Source organism: Spongiactinospora sp. TRM90649, from assembly GCF_029382225.1.
In the GTDB taxonomy this organism is placed as follows: domain Bacteria; phylum Actinomycetota; class Actinomycetes; order Streptosporangiales; family Streptosporangiaceae; genus Spongiactinospora.
Map to the genome: position 1 here is coordinate 54,175 of NZ_JARLTC010000002.1, position 17,614 is coordinate 71,788.

The window sequence follows — 17,614 nt, forward strand, 5'->3', positions numbered from 1 at the left end:
CAACCGAGACTAGAACGTGTCGCACAAAGCGGCCAGCGAATTGGTCAAAACGTGATAAACCTCCTGGTAGCGGGCCTGCCCCGCCGCTGACCACGAAAGCCGCGTCAGAGGCGAAGCAGTACGACCCACGGGCCATCGACCACCGGTCGGGCTCCGGGAAAGCGCGGCAGGAACACGTTCTTGTGCGCGGCCTCGATCAGGACGTATCGGACGCCCTCGGCGGCCAGCCGCCGATCGAGCGGACCGGGGCCCGTGATCAGCGCGCCGACCCGCCGGGCCACGGGGTCCTCACCGGCGACCCTCACCGTACCCGTCGCACTGCCGACCCCGAGGCCGTCGTCGCGCACCACCGGCCGGGAGAACATCTTGGCCGCCGGGTCGAGCACCGTCCGGCCCCCGTTCCAGGCGGGCGCGCGGTAGGCGCTCCACGGCAGCGACACCAGCGCCCCGGGAGCCGGATCGGCGTTGACGACGGCCTGCGCCGCCCGCCAGTCCGCCGGATAGGGAACGGCCGTCAACCGCCCGAACGCCCCGAGCGCGAACGTCGGCAGCACCAGCACCGGCACGACGACCCCCACCGCCAAGATCACCCGTCTCCCGAAGACATCGGCCGATCCGGTCAGATAGGCGAGGGCGGCGGCGAACCCCACCGCCTGGAGGAGGGCGAGCGGCGCCAGATACGCCTGGCCGTCGCGGAGAGGGCCGAAGCCCGGCCACAGGCCGACGAGCGCCCCGAGGGCACCGGGCGCGAACGCGCCCGCGCAGGCGACCGCCAGCCCGGCCGCAGCGCCGCAGAGCAGGCCCGTCCAGTACGGCGGGCGCCCGCGCCGCGACAGCGCGAAGAACCCGGCGACCGCGAAGGCCGCCAGCGCCAGCCGTACCGCCGCGAACCAGGCATCACCCTGCCCCGGCACCCCCGCCCCCGCGTTCCACACGCCGCCCAGCGACAGCAGCGAGCCGAGCGTGCCGAACGGGCCGTCCGCGCGGGCGGCGAAGGCGTGCACACCCGCCGGATCGCCGCGCACACCCGTCACGGCCAGCGCCGGGACCGCCCACGGCAGCGCGAGCAAGGCGAGCACCGCGAGCGCACGCGGGAACCGGCGTCCCGACACCGGCAGCACCGCGAGCGCCGACACCAGCATCGCCTGGAACCCGCCGATCGCGGCGGGCAGCAGCGCGAGCGCCAGCCGTGCCGTCCCGCGCACCCCGTCGCCGCGCGAGGCCGCGCGGACCGCCCACGGCAGGCCCGCGTACCCGAGCAGGAGCGCCCACTGACCGAGCAGCAATCGCTGGGCGAGGTAAAGGTTCCACGCGTAGAAGACGGCCGCGCACAGACGGACGGCGTGCCGCCCCGCCGCGCCGCCCCCGGCGGTACCGCCCATACGACCCCCGCCCCCGGCGGTACCGCCTATACGACCCCCGCGCGCGTCGGTGCCGCCCACCAGCGCGGCGGCTCCCGTCGCGGCGAGCACGAAGATCCCCAGCAGGATCGCCTTCTGCACGAGGTCGGCGGGCGCGACGGCGGACAGCGCCGCCACCACCTGGTCGCTCGGCACCGCCCGGGGGAACCCGCCGCCCGGCCCCCGCAGCGGCGGGTCGGGCACGAAGAGCATGTCGTAGCGCAGCGCGAACCCAGGACCGAGCGCAGGGCCCAGCGCCGGCACCCCCAGGGCGAGCCCGGCCAGCGCGGGGGCCCAAGCGAGCACGGCGCGATATCCGGTGGTCATTCGCCCACCGGGAACGGCGTCTCGTCGGGGACGAAGAGGACCATGTTCACGTACTCCGGCCCCGGGCGGAGCACCCGGGCGATGAACCCTCGGGCCACCTCACCGGCGCGGGCGGCCTGGTGCGCCGCGAGGTCGAAGCCCGCCAGCGGCGTCCACCGCCCCTCGGTCAGGACATAGGGCGCGTATCCCCACCCGGTCACCAGGTCGATCGCCACTGAGACGTCCTGGTGCCTGGTCTCCAGCTCGACCAGCAGCATCGGCCGGTCACGCGCGACGGTCTCCCGCGCGCCGCGCAGCACCGCGGCCTCGTGCCCCTCCACGTCGATCTTCATGAACCGCACCCCGGTCAGCCCGAGATCGTCGAGCCGGACCGCGGGCACCACCACCCTGGTCCCCTCGGCGTGGACCAGCGAGGCCGTCGCCTCCGCGCCCCGCCCGCCGCCGGGGATCCACAGCTCCGCCGTGCCCGCGCGATCGGAGGCCGCCGCCTCGACCACCCGCACGCCGGGGAACGAGCGGCGGGCCAGCCGGGCGAGCCGGGGATTGGCCTCCACGGCGACGACGTCGCAGCCGAGCGCGCGCAGGCGTGCCGTCCAGGGGGCGTACCAGACGCCGACGTCCACCGCCGTGCCCCCGCGCGGGACGAACGTCTCCGCGCGGGCCAGCTCGGCGTCGAGGCGCGGATAGGCGGCCCGGAGCAGCGCGGCGAACCAGCGCGGCGGGATCGCCCCGGCGACCGCGCCGCGCACGATCACCGCGGCCCGCCTCAGCGCGATCCGACTCCGGCCCTGCACACGCCCATTACATCCGCTTGCGGACACCACCTGGTACCGGCCCGATCCGGGATGGAACGCTCAGGGGCGGGAGCCGATCTCCCATTCGCCGCCGTTGCAGAGCGGTGGACCGTACGTGTAGGTCGTTCCGTTGCCCGCCGTCGCGACCAGGGAGTTGCCCGGCGCGCGCTCCTCGCACATCCACCCCGGGAAGCTGATCGCGGTGTCCTCGCCGGGGCGCAGCACCGCGAACGGCCGCTCGTTCAGGCGGCCCCGGACGCTGAGGGTGTCGCTCGTGGTGTTCGCGATCAGCAGCCGCTCGCCGCCCGGCGTCGCGCCGCAGGCCAGGGCGGAGAGGGACAGGACGGCCGGGCAGCACAGGACCACGAGCACGCGGAGCACCGTCATGACCACCGAACCGTCTGTGACCTGGTCTGGACGACCGGCCGGAAAGGGTTCGTCATGGGGTCGCTGGCGTTCATCACGGCCTCCCGGTGTCAGCAGGCCTCGTTCCGGTTCTTTTCGCCTGCCGCCGTGCCAGACTTCATTCCCTCACCTGGGGCCTCGCCACTCATGCACCGGGTTCCGGGTCGCGGGGAAGCCCGAGCATGCGCTCGGCGATGATGTTGAGCTGCACCTCGGTCGTGCCGCCGTAGATGGTCATCGCGCGGGTGCCGAGGGCCGCGCGGGTCCAGTAACCGGGGCCGCCGAGCCGGGTGTCGGGGGCGGTCACGGCCGCCGGGCCGAGCAGCGAGACCGCGCACTCGGCGACGCGCTGCGCGTGCGTGGTGGACAGCAGCTTGCGCACCGACGCCTCGCCACCCGGCTCGCCGCCCGCGATCTGCTTCAGGGTCACCCGGAGCGCCAGCGCTTCGAGGGCGTGCCCCTCACTGACCACGGCACCGAGTTCGAGCAGGTCGGCCGGGGACGGGTCGCGGCCCAGGCGTCCGGCCAGCGCGAGCAGGTCGGGGACGGTCGAGCCGGTGCGTCCCGCGCCCCCCGACAGCGACACGCGCTCGTTGGACAGGGTGTTGCGGGCCACCCGCCAGCCGTCGTCCACCTCGCCGACGACGTGTTCCTCGGGGACGAACACGTCGTCCAGGAACACCTCGTTGAACATGTTCTCGCCGGTCATCTCGGTCAGCGGCCGGACGGTCACACCCGGGGCCTTCATGTCCACCAGGAAGTAGGTGATGCCCTTGTGCTTGGGTTTGTCCGGGCTGGAGCGCGCGATGCAGATCGCCCACTGGGCGACGTGGGCGATGGAGGTCCAGACCTTCTGGCCGGTGAGCCGCCATCCGCCGGGCGCGCGCTCGGCGCGCGTCGACAGGGAGGCCAGGTCGGAGCCCGCTCCGGGCTCGCTGAAAAGCTGGCACCAGATCATCTCGCCGCTCAGGGTGGGCGGCAGGAAACGCTCGCGCTGCTCGGGCGTGCCGTAGGCGACGAGGGACGGGACCACCCACGCGCCGATGATCAACTGCGGCGGGCGGACGCCCGCCGCCCGCAGTTCCTGGTGAATGAGAACCTGTTCGAGCGCGGTCGCGTCGCGGCCCCAGGGCCGGGGCAGGTGCGGCATGACGAAGCCGCTCGCGGCCAGCGCCCGCCGCTGCTCGACGCCGCCCAGGCCGGCGATCTCGGCGATCTCGGCGCGCAACCGCTCTCGGGCGGGCTGCGCCTCCGCCGGGAGGTCGATCTCCATCTTGCGCGTCACACCGGCGAGCGCCCGCCCGGCCACGGCCGAGGCCCAATCCGCCGACGGCCCGAGCAGGGCCCGGATGGTGAGGGCACGCCGGTAGTACAGGTGGACGTCGTGCTCGAAGGTGTACCCGATGCCGCCGAAGGTCTGGATGGCGTCCTTCGCACACTGCGACGCGGCATCGGGCGCCGTCACCGCCGCGACCGCCGCGCTGAACGCCGCCTCCTCCCGACCCGAGCCGTCGGAACCGCCAAGGGTGGCGGCCCTGGCGGCGTCCCAGACGGTGGCGCGGGCCTTTTCCAGCTCTACCCGCATGCGCGCGATCTTGTGCTTGATGCCCTGGAACTGGCCGATGGGGCGGCCGAACTGTTCGCGCACCCTGGCGTACGCGGCGGCCGAGGACACGCACCAGGCGGCGAGCCCGGCGGCCTCCGCGCCGAACAGGATCGCCGCGAGGTCGCGGACCAGGCCGCGCCGTAGCCCGCCGAGCACCCGCTCGGCCGGGACGGCGGCGCCGTCCAGCGTCACCCTGGCGACGCCGCGCGTCAGGTCGAGCGCGGGGATCGGGGTCGCGGTCGCGCTCTCCCGCCCGACCGCGATCCACTCCTCGCCGCGGTCGGTGGTCACCGGCAGCACGAGCAGGTCGGCGTCGGCGCCACCGAGTACCGGCTCGATCGTCCCGGTGACGGTCAGCGGCCCGTCGCCGTCGCCGTCGCGGACGCCGGTGAGGCCGCGGCCGAGCGCCACGGCGCCGGCCAGCGCGCCGCCGGCCATCCCGGGCAGCAGCTCGGCTGGTGCCTTGCCGCCCGAGGCGAGGACGGCGGCGCCCGCGAGCACGGTGGGCAGGTAGGGACCGGGGGCCACCCGCTCGGCCAGTGCCTCGACCGCGACGGCCGCCTCCAGCAGGCCGTATCCGGAGCCGCCGTGCTCCTCTGGCAGGTGCAGGCCGAGGAGCCCCTGGGAGGCCAGGCCGTCCCAGAAGCCGGGTCGGACGGCCGACGCGGACGGATCGCCCTTCGCGCGGGTCACGACCGCACGGACCACCTCGGCGGGGATGTTCCGCTCGGCCCAGCCGAGCACGGACTCCCTGAGCGCCTGGTGTTCCTCGCTCAACCCGATCGCCATTGTTCACCTTCCCCGCGGGTGACCCGCTCGGCTCGCGCTCTCCCTCGCTCCCAGAATCATATTCTGGAATATCGTTCCATTGCGAGCCCGGAAAATGAGGATTCCGCCCTAGCGGATCGTGATGCCGTTCACCACCTTGGCGATGTCGGGCCACAACGCCTTGCGGGTGTCGGGGACCGTCATCAGCACCATGCCCGGCTTCGCGCGGCCTATGTCGGCCACCGCGATCGCCGTGCGCGAAGTGCGCTTCCTGCCGTCGATCTGGTAGGTCGCCGTGTAGGTGAGCGCCCAGCCCTTACCCCCGGCGATCCGGGCGCTGCCCGTCCAGGCCAGCGTCGCCCCCGCCGGATGGTAGGTGCGCAACGCCCACTTGGCCCCGGAGACGGCGGCCTTGCGCAGCGCCGCGTCGCCGGTCAGCGACTTCGGGGCCGTGCCGGGCAACTGCCCGGACACCAGCATCGTGTACGGCGCGCGCCACTTGCCCACGCGCTGCGCCGTCGAGAACGGCGTGGACGCCGCCGGAACCCAGGGAGCCCCCAGCCGCGAGTAGCCGAGCCCGGCCTTGGCGTCGTCCACCAGGCCGATCACCACGCTGCCCGCGCCCGCGTAGACCGGCAGGGCCTTGGCCTTCGGGGCGGCCGGCACCACGATCGCGGCGGGGCTGGGCGTCGCCGCGCCGGAGTCGCGGACCACGACCTCGGCCCCCGCCTGGCCGTCGGGCTTGTTCCGCGCCTCGTCGCCGGAGAAGACCACGAAGATCAGCAGCACGATGACCACGGTCGCGATGGTGGCCCCGACCGTGTAGACGATGCGCACCGGCAGTTCGGAGGCACGACCCAGCAGGCCGCGCGGCCCAGGTGCGGCGGCGGCGGGCTTACCCGGGGCCTTACCGCCGGAGCCGCCGGAGCCGCCGGGGCCACCGGGGCCACCGGAGGCGCCGTACTGGCCGCCGCCCGGCAGGAGCGAGGAGAACTGGCCCGGCGGGCGCGACGGCGGGGCGGGCGGCAGCCGGCGAGGGAACGATCCAGCGGGCTTCGACGAGCGGAGGTCGGCGGTGGTGTCGATGTCGTCGGCCCCCACGACCTCGACGAACATCTGCGCCCGCGACTTGGCGTCCTCCCTCCCCCGCACCCCGGTCGCGGCGCCGGAGCCTCCCGCACGCGACGCGGCGACCGAACCCCCCGATGCCGCCGCCGGCTCCCGATCACCGGAGGCCGGCTCACGCTTACGGGAGGCCGTCTTGTCGGGGTCGGGGCCGGAAGAGGACGACGGTAGATCGGCGGGCCTGCCGTCGGCGCGCACTCGGGGCATTGGGGCTGTGGCATCGTCAAGGTCCGCCATGGCCGCAGGCTACGTCACCCGGGGCTCGCCCGCAGCCCCCCGCCCCCTCGTTAACGACGCCGTGGAGCCCGTGCGTAACCGCGCGACTACTCATCGCCGGGACGGGGAACGTACCGGGGATGGGGAAGGGATGGGGAACGTGACTCGGCGGCTCGTGTTCGCCCTCTGCGCGGTCGCGCTGGCCGTGAGCGCGGGATGCGGGGCGCCCATCGGCGGCAGGCAGACCGCGACGCCGACGGTGACGGCCACCGCGACCCCCGGCACGCCGACCGGAACGCCGGCGACCCCCGGCGCCACCCAGACGGCCGGGCCGCCCGTGACCCCTCCCGACAGCGCGCTCGCCGTCGAGCAGACCAACGAGAAGGTCATCGCCGCCGTGCTGCCGTCGATCGTGCAGATCACCACCAAGACCGGCCTCGGGTCGGGGGTCATCTACGACACGGCCGGGCACATCATCACCAACGCCCACGTGGTCGGCGGCGCGCGGACCTTCCAGGTCACCCCCGCGACCGGCGGCTCGCCGCGAGACGCCGTGCTTGTGGAGGCCTTCTCGATCGGCGACCTCGCGGTGATCAAGGTGTCCGACGCCCGGGGGCTCATCCCCGCCAGGTTCGGCGACTCCGGCGAGCTGCGGGTGGGCCAGATGGTGCTCGCCATGGGCAACCCGCTGGGCCTGTCCGGCAGCGTCACCAACGGCATCGTCTCGGCGCTCGGCCGTACGGTCTCCGAGCCCGAGAGCAGCGGCACGCCCGGCGCGACGATCACCAACGCGGTGCAGACCTCCGCCGCGATCAACCCCGGCAACAGCGGCGGCGCGCTGGTCAACCTGCAGGGCGAGGTGATCGGCATCCCCACGCTCGCCGCCACCAACCCCGAGCTGGGCGGCGGCGCGGCCCCCGGCATCGGCTTCGCGATCCCGAGCAGCACGGTGACCGACATCGCCAACCAGATCATCACGCAGGGCAAGGTCAGCAACACCCGCCGGGCCGCGCTGGGCGTCACAGTCAGCGGCGCGGTGGGCGCCGACGGCAGCCCGGCCGGGGTCAACATCGTCCGGGTCGCCAAGGGCGGGGGCGCCGACCAGGCGGGCATCCGGGCGGGCGACATCGTGCTGTCCGTGAACGGCACGGAGACGCTGACCGTCGCCGCCCTGTCCGAGGTGCTGGCGACCCTCAAACCCGGTCAGACCGCCAAGGTCAAGGTGATGCGCCCGGACGGCTCGACCCAGACGGTCGACGTCAAGCTGAGCGAGCTGCCCAGCGACTAGCCCCCTCACCGAGCGGGGGCCGGTCGCCGGGCCCCGGCGCTAGGCCAGGCTGTCCAGCCACGCCTGGTGCAGGCCCGCGAAGCGTCCCGAGGTGGCGATGAGCCGGTCGGGCGAGCCGTCCTCGACCACCCGCCCGCCGTCCATCACCAGCACCCGCTCGGCGATCTCGACGGTGGACAGCCGGTGCGCGATGATCAGCGCCGTGCGGTCGGCGAGGATCGTGCGCAGCGCCCGCTGGACCAGCCGCTCGCTCGGCACGTCCAGGCTGGAGGTCGCCTCGTCCAGGATCAGCACCGCCGGGTCGGCGAGGAAGGCCCTGGCGAAGGCGATGAGCTGGCGCTGTCCCGCCGACATCCGCCCGCCGCGCTTGCCGACCTCGGTGTCGTAGCCGTCGGGCAGCCCGGCGACGAAGTCGTGCGCGCCGATGGCCTTGGCCGCCGCCACGATCTCGGCCCGGGACGCCTCCGGGCGCCCGAACCTGATGTTCTCCGCCACCGTGCCGGTGAACAGGAAGTTCTCCTGGGTCACCATGACCACCGCGCGGCGCAGCGTGACCTCGTCGAGGTCACGCAGGTCCAGGCCGTCCAGCAGCACCCGCCCCGCGCGCGGGTCGTAGAAGCGGGAGATCAGCTTGGCCAGCGTGGTCTTGCCCGCGCCGGTCGCGCCCACCACGGCGACCGTCTGCCCGGCCGGGATGCGCAGGTCGAGCCGGTGCAGGATGGGGATCTCCGGCACGTAGGAGAACTCCACCCCCTCGAAGGTCACCGCTCCCCTGGGCTCCGGGAGCGGCGACGGCGACGCGGGCTCGGCCACCTCCGGCTCCTCCTCCAGCACGCCGGACAGCTTCTCCAGCGCCGCGCCCGCCGACTGCAGGGTGTTGTAGAACTGGCTGATCTCCTGCATCGGCTCGTAGAACTGCCGCAGGTACAGCATGAACGCGGCGAGCACGCCGACCAGCACCTCACCCTGGACGGCGAGCCACCCGCCGTACACCAGCACCACCGCGATGGTGGCGTTGCCGATCAGCTTCACCCCCGGCATGAAGACCGCGACCAGCCGCATGCTCCGGGCGTTCGCCTCCCGGTAGTTCTGGTTCAGCTCGCCGAAGATCTCCTGGTTGCGCGGCTCCCGCCGGAACGCCTGCACGGCCCGGATGCCCGTCATCGACTCCACGAAGTGCACGATCACCAGCGCGACCGTCTCGCGGGTCCTGCGGTAGGCGACGGCGGACTTCCGCCGGAACCATCCCGTCAGGAACAGCAGCACCGGCAGCGGGAGCAACGCGACCAGGCCCAGGTGGACGTCGAGGACGAGCAGCAGCACGGCCGTCCCGGCCAGCGTCAGCACGGCGGTGACCAGGCTGTCGAAGCCGGACTGCAGGAGTTCGGCGATGGCCTCCACGTCGGAGGTCAGTCTGGAGATGACCCGCCCGGAGGTGTAGCGCTCGTGGAAGGCCATGGACAGCTTCTGGAAGTGGTCGAACACCCTTCTGCGCAGTTCGAGCAGGATGTCCTGGCCGATCCGTCCGGACAGCGTGAGGAACGCGCGCCGGGTGAACGCCTGGATCAGCGCCGCCGCCAGGATCAGCCCGACGATGAGCAGCAGTGTGCCGGAGCCCCGGCCCTCCAGCATCGGCGGGATGCCGTCGTCGATGCCGATCTTCACCAGGAACGGGATGGACAGCGCGGCGGCGTTGCACACCACGATGATGACGATGAGCACGGCGATGGCCCTGCGGTGGGAGCGCAGCAGCTCGCCGAGCAGCCGCCGGGAGCGGGCCCGCAGCAGCACCGAGACCTGTTCGGACAGCTCGTCCTGGTTCTCACTGGCGACGCCGCGCCAGTCCTGCCCCTCCGGGGCGGTCTGGGTTTCGGAGACGGTCATCGCAGCGCCTCCCGCTGGTCCTCGCTGTCGAGCCCGGCGTCCTGGGCCAGCAGCTCGCGGTACTCCGGCACCCGGGCCAGCAGTTCGTGGTGGGTGCCGACGTGGGTGACCGTGCCGTCGCGGAGCAGCGCGACCTTGTCGGCGAGCAGCACGGTGGAGGCCCGGTGGGCGACGATCAGGCCGGTGGCGTCGCGCAGCACGTTGCGCAGCGCCTCCTCCACCAGCGCCTCGGTCTCGACGTCGAGGGCCGACAGGGTGTCGTCGAGGACCAGGATCCTCGGACGGCTGAGCACGGCCCTGGCCAGCGCGAGCCGTTGCCGCTGCCCTCCGGACAGCGAGAGACCCTGCTCGCCGATCCGCGTGTCGAGCCCCCACGGCAGGTCGTAGGCGAACCCGGCCTGGGCGATCTCCAGCGCCTCGCGCATCTCCTCCTCGGTCGCGTCGCGGCGGCCCAGCGACAGGTTCTCCCGCACGCTCATCGAGAACAGCGTGGGCTCCTCGAACGCCGTCGCGACCGCCGAGCGCAGCACGGGCAGGGGCAGGTCGCGCACGTCGTGCCCGTCGATGGTGACCCGCCCCCCGGTGACGTCGAGCAGCCGGGGCACCAGCGCGGTCAGCGTGGTCTTGCCGGAACCGGTGGCCCCGACCACGGCGACGGTCTCCCCCGGACGCACGTCCAGCCACACGTCGCGCAGCAGCGGCCGGTCCTCCTCCCCGGTGAAGTGGAAGCCGACGCCCTCGAACCGCAGGTGCCCGCGCGGCAGTTCGACGGAGGCGGGGCCGCCGACGATGTCCGGCTCGGTGTCGAGGACCTCCATGACCCGGTCGGCGGCGGTCATCGCCTCCTGCCCCATGGCCAGGATGTGGCCGAGCGAGGCGATCGGCCAGACCAGGGACAGCATCAGGGTGGTGAACGCGACCAGGGTGCCCAGGGTCAGCGTCCCGCTCCCGACGCCGAGCGCGCCGAGCAGCAGCACCAGGGCGAGCGTGAAGTTCGGCAGGACGGTGAGGAAGGTGAAGAACCTGGCCGACAGCCGCACCTTGTCCATCGAGCTGCGGAAGAGCCTGCGCGCGGACTCGTCGTAGATGTCGTAGACGTGGTGCCTGCGGCCGAACGACCGGATGGTGCGGACGCCCACCGCGGCCTCCTCGACGAACGTGGCCAGGTCGCCCTGCTCGTCCTGCACCTGCCGGGAGATGCGGATGTAGCGCCGCTCGAAGCGCAGCGACATGACCACCAGCGGGACGGCGGAGGCCGCCACCAGCAGGCCGAGCGGCCAGTGCAGGTGCAGCAGCAGGCCGGTGACGATGACCAACTGGATGATGTTCATCACCAGGAACAGCATCCCGAAGCCGAAGAAGCGCCGGATCACCGAGAGGTCGGTGGTCACCCGCGACAGCAACTGGCCGGACTGCCAGGCGCCGTGGAAGCTCATCGGCAGGCGCTGCACGTGCTCGTAGATGTCGTCCCTGATCACCGTCTCCAGGCCGAGGACCGGGCCGATCTGGGTCCAGCGGCGCAGGAAGGTGAGGAACGCCTCGGTGCAGCCCAGCGCGAGGGCCAGCAGGCCGAGCGGGAGCAGTCCACTGGGGTCGCGGTGGGCGATGGGGCCGTCCACGACCTCACGGCTGACCAGCGGGATCGCGATTCCGGTGGCGATCCCGAGCGAGGCCGCGAGCCAGAGGACGATCAGGCGGCCGACGTAAGGGCGGAGGTACGACTTCATCCGCCACAGGGAGTTGGCGGCGAGCCGGGATCGGCCGGCGGGGACGGAGGTAGGGGAAGCGGGATCAGGAGTAGGGGCCGGGGGCGCGGAGGTTCTGCTGTCGGAAGTCATCGCTGGGCGGGGCACTCCTCATCGACGCGGGGTTCGGGCTGATGCAGGACTGACTGATTCGCGCAGGCGGACACGATCGAGTACGGACGGAGGACGGGAGGCGGGGCGGCCGGGGTCGGGCCGGGGGCGTGGGTCGGGGTGGATGGGGATCGGGCCGGAGGGCGCGGTAGGGACGGGCCTCGGGCGTGGTGGACCGGGCGGCATAGGGCCGGCGCTCCGGCGCGCGGGCGTGGCGCGGCGGACCCCGTGCGGGCGTTTCTGCGGCCGGAACATGGCGGAGCGGACCTGAACGGACGTGCTGAGCAGTGCGTACCTGGTCGTGGCACCACTGAGCCCGGCAGCGGTGTTCCGGCGGTGTCACGACGTTTTCCGGTGGTGATCCGGCGATGATCCGGCGACGCGGATCGGGGCCGTTCGGCAGACCGCGCCTGGTTTCCCCCCTCGGCGGCCCCTCGTCTGACGCTCCTGCCTTAACAGGGTATTACGACCGATCAAACGATTTAAGAGCGCCACCACAGAACTGACTTCGGCGACCACGCATTGTCACCATTACAGTCTTGTCGCGCAGCGTGATCGCATGAACGATCTCCGTTATGACCTACCGCACGCTCGACGAGATCCGTGAGACGCTCAGCCCCGCCGAGGAGCGGTTCGAGCGCGCCCGCCGTACGACCGGGCTGTGGCTCGCGCCGCTGACGGGGGCGGGGGTCTGGCTGGCGGCCTCCGGCCTGCCCGGCGCGCAGCGCGGGCTGGCCGCGATCCTCGGCGTGGTGGTGGTGGCCTGGATCACCGAGGCCGTGCCGATCCCGATGACCGCGACGCTCGGCCTGGCGCTGTGCGTGCTGACCGGCGTGGCCCCGGCGGCCGAGGTGTTCGGCGCGTTCGCCAATCCGACGATCTTCCTGCTCATCGGGAGTTTCGTGATCGCCGAGGCGATGACGCGGCACGGCCTGCACCGCAGGTTCGCCTACCGGATGCTCTCGCTGCCGGGCGTGGCCGCGTCCACCCACCGCACGATCATCGTGTTCGGGGTGACCACGATGGCGCTGAGCGCCTTCGTGTCCAACACGGCGACCACCGCCATGCTGTTGCCGACCGCGCTCGGCGTGGTCTCGGCGCTGTCCGGGTTCATGACGGCGGGCGGCCCCGCCGGGTCCGCGCGGCCCCGGTTCGCCGCCGCGACCATGCTCATGCTGGCCTACTCCGCCTCCATCGGCGGCCTGCTGACGCCGATCGGCTCGCCGCCCAACCTGATCGGCCGCCGCCTGATCGAGGACGCCACCGGCCGGCCGATCCCGTTCTTCACCTGGGTCGCGGCCGCGGCCCCGATCGTGCTGGTGATGTTCGCGGTGCTGTGCGTGGTGCTGCTGCGGCTCAACCGGCCGGAGTCGCGCCGGATCGACGGCGCCGCGGCCTACGTCGCCGCCGAGCGGGCGCGGCTGGGCCGGATGTCGGCCGGGGAGCGCAACGCCCTGGTCGCGTTCGGCACGGCGGTGACCCTGTGGGTGCTGCCCGGGGTGGTCGCGCTGGCCGCCGGAGACGACTCGGCGGCCTACCGGGACGTGCTCGCGCACCTGGACGAGGGGGCGGTGGCCGTCCTCGCCGCCGTGCTGCTGTTCGTGCTGCCGGTGGACTGGCGGGCCAGGCGGTTCACGCTGACCTGGAACGAGGCGGTTCGGATCGACTGGGGCACGATCCTGCTGTTCGGCTCGGGGATCGCGCTGGGCGGGCTGATGTCGCGGACCGGGCTCGCGGCGAGCGTGGGCGACGGCGTGGCCGGCCTGCTGGGCGCGTCCTCGACGCTCGGCCTGACCGTGCTGGCCACGGTGGTGGCCATCGTGATCAGCGAGACGACCAGCAACACGGCGAGCGTGGGCGTGGTGGTGCCGATCATCCTGCCGATCGCGGCCGCCGCCGGGGTCGATCCCGTCGTCCCGGCGCTGGCGGCGATCTTCGGCGCGTCCTACGGGTTCATGCTGCCCGTCTCCACCCCGCCCAACGCGATCGTGTACGGCTCGGGCATGGTGCCGATCGGCCGGATGCTGCGGTCCGGCCTGGTCTTCGACGTGCTCGGCGCGATCGTCATCGTCGCGGGCGTCACGCTGATGGCCCGCCTGGCCGGCCTCGCATGACGACTCCGGAGGGCGAGGCGGCGGATGTCATCACTTGGGCGCATAATACAGTTCGCAACCCTGACGAAGGCCGGAGAACGACCTAGGGGGTTTGACGGTGGATCGGTTGCGGTCCGAGGCCCGTTCGAAGATCGCTATTGGCGTGGCCGGCCCCCACGACCTGGTCGAACAGCTCATCCACATCGGCGCGGAGCTGCCGGACGCCGCCGCGTTCCGACTGGTCGGCGCGCCGCACGCGGGCGAGGACGAGGCCCACGAGAAGCTCGCCAAGATCGTGGACGGTGTCGACGCGGTGCTCTTCACCGGGCCGCTCCAGCACGACCTGGCCAGGCGGTCGGGTGAGCTCACCGTCCCGGCCACGTTCGTGCCGGTCGGCGGCGCGGTGCTGTACTCCGGGCTGCTGCGCGGGGTGCTCGCCGGGAAGGCGGACCCGGCCAGGGTGAGCGTCGACTCGGTCTGCCGCGCCGACGTCGCCGAGGCGTACGCGGAGATCGGCGTGCCGATCGAGGGCGTGCACGTCTCGGAGCACCAGCGGCCCGAGTCGGCGCGCGAGCTCATCGACTTCCACGTCGACTTCCACGAGAAGCTCCACCGCGACGGGGCCACCTCGGCCGCGCTCACCACGATCCGCGCGGTCGCCGGGAGGCTGGAGGCCGTCGGGGTGCCGGTGGTGCGGATGACGCCGCCCGCGCACACGCTGCGGCTGGCGCTCAACACCGCCGTCCTGCTCGGCACCGGCAACCGCATGGCGGAGTCGCAGATCGCGATCGTGCTGGTCGAGCTGGCCGCCGCGGTGCGGCCGGGCGACTCCGGGCCGGGCAACTACTGGCAGCAGGAGCTGAAGCTGTCGCTGCACCGGGCGCTGCTGGCCGAGGTCCGGCTGCTGGGCGCCACCGTGGTGCCGCGCGATGAGAACGGCTACGTGGTGACGGCCACCGTCGGCGCGCTGGCGCGGATGACCGACGGCTTCCGCGTCGCGCCGTTCATGGACCGCGTCCGCGCCGAACTCGGGGTGGCGGTGGAGGTCGGCATCGGGCTCGGCCACACCGCGCGCGACGCCGACGCCAACGCGCTGGCCGCGGTGGAGCGGGCGCGCGGCACGGGGGCCACGGCGGCGTTCCTGATCGGCGGCGACGGCGCGGCGCTGTCGCTGCCGGTGCGCCCGAGGCGCGGCGAGCCGGTCAGCGAACCGGCGGCCGGGGCCAAGGCGCTCAAGGTGCTCGACCGGTTGGTCACCCGGCTCGGCGACGGGCCGGAGGCGATGGTGGTCGACGCCGAGACGGTGGCGAGGGTGCTCGGGGTCGCACCGCGCAGCGCGCGGCGGGTGCTGCAGAACCTCGCGGAGGAGGGCCTGGCCTGGGCGCTGCCGCCGGTCAGGAACTCCCACGCGGGACGGCCGCGCCAGCCCTACCGCCTGATGGCCGAGCGCACGACGAAACCCCAGTAGCCCCCCACCGCCCTGGTCACTGGCGGTAGCCCGCGAGGAAGCGGCCGATCCGGCTGATGGCGGCGTCGAGGACGTCGGCATGGGGCAGGGTCAGGATGCGGAAGTGGTCGGGGCGCGGCCAGTTGAAGCCGGTGCCCTGGACGACCTGGATCTTCTCCCGGAGAAGCAGGTCGAGCACGAACCGCTCGTCGTCGTGGATCTTGTGCACCGCGGGGTCGAGGCGGGGGAAGGCGTACAGCGCGCCGCGCGGCTTGACGCAGGACACGCCGGGAATCTCGTTGAGCCGCTCCCAGGCGCGGTCGCGCTGCTCGCTCAGCCGCCCGCCGGGCAGCACCAGGTCGTTGATGCTCTGCCGGCCGCCCAGCGCGGCCTGGATGGCGTGCTGGCCGGGCACGTTGGGGCATAGGCGCATGCCGGCCAGCGTGTTGAGCCCCTCGATGTAGCCCTTGGCGTGCTGCTTGGGGCCGGACAGGAGCATCCAGCCGGAGCGGAACCCGGCCACCCGGTAGCCCTTGGACAGGCCGCCGAAGGTGGCGCAGAAGACGTCGGGCGCGAGCGTGGCGACGCAGTGGTGGACGGCGTCGTCATAGAGGATCTTGTCGTAGATCTCGTCGGCGAACACCATCAGGTTGTGGCGGCGGGCGAGGTCGAGCACGCCTTCCAGCAGCTCACGGGAGTAGACGGCCCCGGTGGGGTTGTTCGGGTTGATGATCACGATGGCCCGGGTGCGATCGGTGATCTTCGAGGCCATGTCGTCGAGGTCGGGGAACCAGTCGGCGCCCTCGTCGCACGTGTAGTGCACGGGCCGGGCCCCGGCCAGCCGGGTGACCGCCGTCCACAGCGGGAAGTCGGGGCTCGGGATCAGCATCTCGTCGCCGTCGTCGAGCAGGCCCTGCACGGCCATCGCGACCAGTTCCGACACGCCGTTGCCGAGGTAGATGTCGTCGACCTCGACGTCGGGCACGCCCGCCCCCTGGTAGTACTGCGCGACGGCGCGGCGCGCGGACAGGATGCCGCGCGAGTCGCTGTACCCGTGGGCGGCGGGCAGCGTGCGGATCATGTCCTGGAGAATGGCGTCGGGGGCCTCGAAGCCGAACAGCGCCGGGTTGCCGGTGTTGAGCCGCAGCACGCTGTGCCCGGCCTCCTCCAGGGCGTTGGCCTGCTCGATCACCGGACCCCTGATCTCGTAGCAGACCCCGGACAGCTTGCTCGACTGCCTGAACTCCATCGCGACGGCCTCCACCTCGATTTCGCGTTACTTGGTTCTACCAAGTATCTCCTTGGAAAGTCCAAGTCTTTGCCTACAATGGTGCCATGGGACGCCGCAGCTATGACCAGCACTGTGCGATCGCCCGCGCCCTCGACGTCATCGGGGAGCGCTGGGCGATGCTGATCGTCCGTGAGCTGCTGTCCGGGCCACGTCGCTACACCGACCTGCACGCCGACCTCCCCGGGGTCAGCACCGACGTCCTGGCCGCCCGGCTGAAGGAGCTGGAGGGCGACGGCGTGGTCGAGCGCCGCCGCCTGCCCTCGCCCGCCACCGGTCACGCCTACGACCTCACCGCGCGCGGGCGGGCGCTGCTCCCGGCGCTGTCCGCGCTCGCCGAGTGGGGCGGCGCCGAGCTGGGCGCCCCCCGCCCCACCGACGCGGTCCGCGCGCACTGGTCGGCCATTCCGCTGATCCGCCGCCTGGGCGGGGTGGCCGCCGAGGGCATCCTCGACGTGCGGCTCGACGAGGGGGCCTTCCACCTCGACCTCACCCCCGCCGGCGCCACCTACCACGACGGCGCGGCCCCCAAGGCCGACGCCACGCTCACCCTCACCCCCGACGCCTGCCATCTCCTGGTCACCGGCGCGGCGGAGCCGCACGACGTGACCGGCGCCCGGGTGCAGGGCGACACCCCGCTCGCCGACGCCGTCCGCGCCGCCTTCTAACTTTGTCTCTCATGTTGACGATGTTCTAGCGGGGCGCTAGCGTCGTGGTAGTTAAAGAACCATGACCGAGCACTATCTGGGCGTCATCGGCGTCGCCGGGGAACTGGGGGTGAGCAGGCACGCCGTGCACAAGTGGCGTTCACGCCACCCGGAGGGCTCCGATCACCCGTTCCCCGCTCCCGACGTCGAGGTGGACGGCACGCCAGGCTGGCGCCCCGACCGGGTGAGCGAGATCGTCCGATGGCGCGACGGCCTGCCCGGCCGGGGTGCGGGCGGCGGCCGTCCCACCCTCGCCCGCCGCGACTACCTCAACGCGGCGATCGCACGCGGCCTTGACAACGACGAGGCGCTGCGCGCCCTCGCCACGTTCGCGGCCGAGTTCCCCGAGATGACCGAGCCCGAACTCTGCGCCTGGATAGTCGGAAAGTGGCGCGACTGACCTGAACCGC

The 17,614-nt window shown here is 73.0% G+C and carries 13 protein-coding genes; 5 read left to right on the top strand and 8 right to left on the bottom strand.

The features are described from left to right. Positions 1 to 104: 104 nt before the first annotated feature. The 5 genes from P3X83_RS00295 to P3X83_RS00315 form a co-directional block, all read right to left on the bottom strand. Complete coding sequence (locus P3X83_RS00295) at positions 105 to 1,727, bottom strand: hypothetical protein (protein ID WP_277303171.1); 1,623 nt, start codon at positions 1,725 to 1,727, stop codon at positions 105 to 107. Beyond that, positions 1,724 to 2,521, bottom strand: coding sequence for an FkbM family methyltransferase (locus P3X83_RS00300; RefSeq protein ID WP_277303172.1), 798 nt, complete (start codon positions 2,519 to 2,521; stop codon positions 1,724 to 1,726). Before P3X83_RS00300 ends, P3X83_RS00295 begins: the two co-directional genes overlap by 4 nt. Positions 2,522 to 2,581: 60 nt before the next feature. Further along, positions 2,582 to 2,908, bottom strand: coding sequence for a hypothetical protein (locus P3X83_RS00305; protein ID WP_277303173.1), 327 nt, complete (start codon positions 2,906 to 2,908; stop codon positions 2,582 to 2,584). A 163-nt stretch (positions 2,909 to 3,071) separates the two neighbouring features. After that, the gene (locus tag P3X83_RS00310) at positions 3,072 to 5,321 is read right to left on the bottom strand and encodes an acyl-CoA dehydrogenase (RefSeq protein ID WP_277303174.1); all 2,250 of its coding nucleotides are present in this window, start codon (positions 5,319 to 5,321) and stop codon (positions 3,072 to 3,074) included. Positions 5,322 to 5,429: 108 nt separating this feature from the next. Beyond that, entirely contained in the window at positions 5,430 to 6,662 is a 1,233-nt protein-coding gene (locus P3X83_RS00315) for a hypothetical protein (RefSeq protein ID WP_277303175.1), read from the bottom strand. A gap of 130 nt (positions 6,663 to 6,792) precedes the next feature. On the opposite strand from P3X83_RS00315, the gene P3X83_RS00320 reads away from it, so the two are divergent. Continuing rightward, positions 6,793 to 7,929 (top strand): trypsin-like peptidase domain-containing protein, encoded by a 1,137-nt coding sequence (locus P3X83_RS00320; protein ID WP_277303176.1) that lies wholly within the window; start codon positions 6,793 to 6,795, stop codon positions 7,927 to 7,929. Positions 7,930 to 7,968: 39 nt separating this feature from the next. On the opposite strand, the gene P3X83_RS00325 is transcribed toward P3X83_RS00320, so the two are convergent. Continuing rightward, positions 7,969 to 9,813, bottom strand: a complete 1,845-nt coding sequence (locus P3X83_RS00325) for an ABC transporter ATP-binding protein (RefSeq protein WP_277303177.1) — start codon at positions 9,811 to 9,813, stop codon at positions 7,969 to 7,971. After that, on the bottom strand, positions 9,810 to 11,540 hold the full coding sequence (locus P3X83_RS00330) for an ABC transporter ATP-binding protein (RefSeq protein WP_277303178.1): 1,731 nt from the start codon (positions 11,538 to 11,540) through the stop codon (positions 9,810 to 9,812). The genes P3X83_RS00325 and P3X83_RS00330 overlap by 4 nt, the downstream gene beginning before the upstream one ends. 704 nt (positions 11,541 to 12,244) lie before the next feature. Between P3X83_RS00330 and P3X83_RS00335 the strand changes: the two genes are divergently transcribed. Together P3X83_RS00335 and P3X83_RS00340 are read left to right on the top strand one after the other, a co-directional pair. Beyond that, positions 12,245 to 13,783, top strand: a complete 1,539-nt coding sequence (locus P3X83_RS00335) for a DASS family sodium-coupled anion symporter (RefSeq protein ID WP_277303179.1) — start codon at positions 12,245 to 12,247, stop codon at positions 13,781 to 13,783. Between the two features lie 97 nt (positions 13,784 to 13,880). Next, positions 13,881 to 15,230, top strand: a complete 1,350-nt coding sequence (locus tag P3X83_RS00340) for a GTP cyclohydrolase IIa (RefSeq protein ID WP_277303180.1) — start codon at positions 13,881 to 13,883, stop codon at positions 15,228 to 15,230. 16 nt (positions 15,231 to 15,246) lie between these two features. Here the strand turns inward: P3X83_RS00340 and P3X83_RS00345 are convergent, their stop codons facing one another. Further along, positions 15,247 to 16,458, bottom strand: a complete 1,212-nt coding sequence (locus tag P3X83_RS00345) for a pyridoxal phosphate-dependent aminotransferase (RefSeq protein ID WP_277303181.1) — start codon at positions 16,456 to 16,458, stop codon at positions 15,247 to 15,249. 86 nt (positions 16,459 to 16,544) lie between these two features. Here P3X83_RS00345 and P3X83_RS00350 point away from each other — a divergent pair, with 86 nt between their 5' ends. Beyond that, positions 16,545 to 17,165 carry a winged helix-turn-helix transcriptional regulator gene (locus tag P3X83_RS00350; protein WP_277303182.1) on the top strand — a complete coding sequence of 207 codons (621 nt, stop codon included), beginning with the start codon at positions 16,545 to 16,547 and terminating at the stop codon, positions 17,163 to 17,165. Between the two features lie 61 nt (positions 17,166 to 17,226). After that, entirely contained in the window at positions 17,227 to 17,604 is a 378-nt protein-coding gene (locus P3X83_RS00355; RefSeq protein ID WP_277303183.1) for a hypothetical protein, read from the top strand. Positions 17,605 to 17,614 lie beyond the last annotated feature (10 nt).